This is a genomic window from Sphaerisporangium sp. NPDC051011, from assembly GCF_040653595.1.
Taxonomy (GTDB): Bacteria; Actinomycetota; Actinomycetes; order Streptosporangiales; family Streptosporangiaceae; genus Sphaerisporangium.
Window position 1 is genome coordinate 143505 of sequence record NZ_JBFAGG010000017.1, and the last position, 2298, is coordinate 145802.

The following is a 2298-nucleotide window of genomic DNA, read 5'->3' on the forward strand; positions in this document are numbered from 1 at the left end:
GCGCCGGTCAGCTGAACCTCTCGATGCCGCGCAGGACCGGCGCCAACGTCTCGTCAAGCAGGCTGTGCAGGAAGAAGTGGTTGCCGGGCAGCACCACGAACTCGAACGGCCCGCTGGTCTCCTTGCCCCAGGGCTGCACCTTCTCCGGCGGGGCGATCACGTCGTCCTCGCCGGCCAGGGCGAGGATCGGCACGTCCAGCGGCCTCGGGTAGGTCAGCACGCTGGTCTCCGACAGCTGGAGGTCGCACCTGATCACCGGGAGCATCAGCTCCAGCAGCGCCGGGTTCTCCACCACCTGGGGCGGCACGCCACCGAGGTGGATCAGGTGCTCGATCAGCTCCTTCTCCGGCAGGTGGTGGGCGTGCTTCCAATCGGTGACGCTCGGCGCGGGCGTGCCCGACACCACCAGCAGCTCCGGCAGCGGCAGGCCCCTGGCCACCAGTTCGTGGGTCAGCGCGAACGACACCCGGGCGCCCATGCTGTGGCCGAACAGCAGGAACGGCGGGCACAGCACGGTCGCCAGCTCGTCCGCGAGCGCCTGGACCAGCGGGCGCATGGCGCTGTAGGGACGCTCTCTGAAACGGTTCTCCCGGCCGGGGAGCTGGATCAGCCGCAGGTCCACCCATTCGGGGATCTTGCCGATCCACTGCTGGAAGGAGGACGTGCCGCCCCCGGCGTAGTGGAAGCACAGGAGCTGTACCCGCGGCTCGGCGGCGCGCGGCGGGCGGCGTATCCACTTGTTCGGCGACGGCCTGCCCGCGGCGCGCGGGTCGTTGGCGGCGTTCATACCCATCGCACTCTCAGCGGGACCTTCCTGATCAGCGAGTACGAGCCGAAGAACTCGACACTCGGGAGCACCTCGATGGACGGCATCCGCGCCAGCATCCGGCCGATCGCGACGCGCGCCTCGAGCCGCCCGAGCGGCGCCCCGAGGCAGAAGTGCACGCCATGCCCGAAGCCGAGGTGGCGATTGTGCGTGCGCGTGACGTCGAACCGCCCAGGGTCCGCGAACGCCGACGGGTCGCGGTTGGCGCTGCCGGTCCACAGCAGGACGCGGGCCCCGGCGGGGATCACGCGGCCGGACAGCTCGGCCTCGCGGGTGGTGGTGCGCACCAGCCGGTCGGCCGAGTTGCGGAACCGCAGGACCTCCTCGATGGCGCCGGGCAGCGCCTCGGGGTCGGCCCGCACGCGGGCGGCCTCGCCGGGATGCTCGTCCAGGCAGAGCACCGTGTTGGCCACCAGCATGGTCGCCATCAGATGCCCGGCGATCAGCAGCAGGCTGACGATGCCGACCAGCTCGTCATCGGCCAGCCGGTCGTCGTCCACCTCCGCGAGGACGAGCCGGCTCACCAGGTCGGCGCCGGGCGCGCGGCGGCGCCGGGCGATCACGTCGAGCAGGTACTCGTTCATCTCCCGCAGCGAGGCGGCGGGGTCCTGCGGCGCGGACCCGGCCGTCACGTCCACCCCGGTGAGCACCTTGGCCCAGGTGAACAGCAGCGGCCGGTCGGCCCGGGGCAGGCCGAGAAGGTCGGCGAGCACGTACACCGGCATGGGATGCGCCAGCGCCGTGATCAGCTCGAACTCGTCGGCGCCCTTCACCTCGTCCAGCAGGTCGTCCACGATCGTGGTCACCTGCGGCTCGAGCCGTTCCATGGCCCGCCGGCCGAACGCCGTGCTCACCAGGCCGCGGAGCCTGCGGTGATCGGGCGGGTCCATCACCATGAAGTTGCCCTTGGTGAACGGCTGGAACTCCGGCAGGGCGGCCATCGCGGCCCGCTGGTCGGAGGAGAACGTGGCGGTGTCCGACAGCGCGGCTTCGATGTCCGCGTGGCGGAAGACGTGCCACATGCCGAACTGGTCGTCGCGCCAGACCGGCTCTTGTTCCCGCATCAGCGCGAACCACGGGGCGGGGTCCGAGGTGTCCACCAGCGAGCGGTTCACCGCGCCGCCGGTCGTCTCACCAGGTTGTGTCATTCAACACCTCCCAAGGTGCTGTCGGGGGACGGCCGCGGGGGCGGCGCGTGGACGCCGCCCCGGCGTTCAGGGCCTGCCCTCCGCCTCCATCGCCACGACGAGGCTCTTCGGCCGGAGGTCGGTCCAGTGCTCCTCGACGTAGGCGAGGGCGGCGTCACGCGGCCCCGGGCCGAACACGCTGCTCCACCCCGCGGGGACGTCCGCGAAGACGGGCCACAGCGAGTGCTGGCCCTCGTCGTTGACCAGGACGAGGAAGGTGCCGTCGGCGTCTTCGAAGGGGTTGGTCATCCTTGTTTTCCTTTCAGTGGGTACCGGCGGAGAACG

At 71.3% G+C, this 2298-nt stretch carries 3 protein-coding genes; all 3 read right to left on the reverse strand.

Annotated elements, in window-relative coordinates; genetic code table 11:
- Positions 1-7 precede the first annotated feature (7 nt).
- The 3 genes from AB0H21_RS32900 to AB0H21_RS32910 all read right to left on the reverse strand — a co-directional run bounded on the left by AB0H21_RS32900 (position 8) and on the right by AB0H21_RS32910 (position 2262).
- On the reverse strand, positions 8-793 hold the full coding sequence (locus tag AB0H21_RS32900) for an alpha/beta fold hydrolase (protein ID WP_358524553.1): 786 nt from the start codon (positions 791-793) through the stop codon (positions 8-10).
- Positions 784-1974 (reverse strand): cytochrome P450, encoded by a 1191-nt coding sequence (locus AB0H21_RS32905; protein WP_358524556.1) that lies wholly within the window; start codon positions 1972-1974, stop codon positions 784-786. The genes AB0H21_RS32900 and AB0H21_RS32905 overlap by 10 nt, the downstream gene beginning before the upstream one ends.
- A 66-nt stretch (positions 1975-2040) precedes the next feature.
- On the reverse strand, positions 2041-2262 hold the full coding sequence (locus tag AB0H21_RS32910) for an MbtH family protein (RefSeq protein ID WP_358524558.1): 222 nt from the start codon (positions 2260-2262) through the stop codon (positions 2041-2043).
- Positions 2263-2298 lie beyond the last annotated feature (36 nt).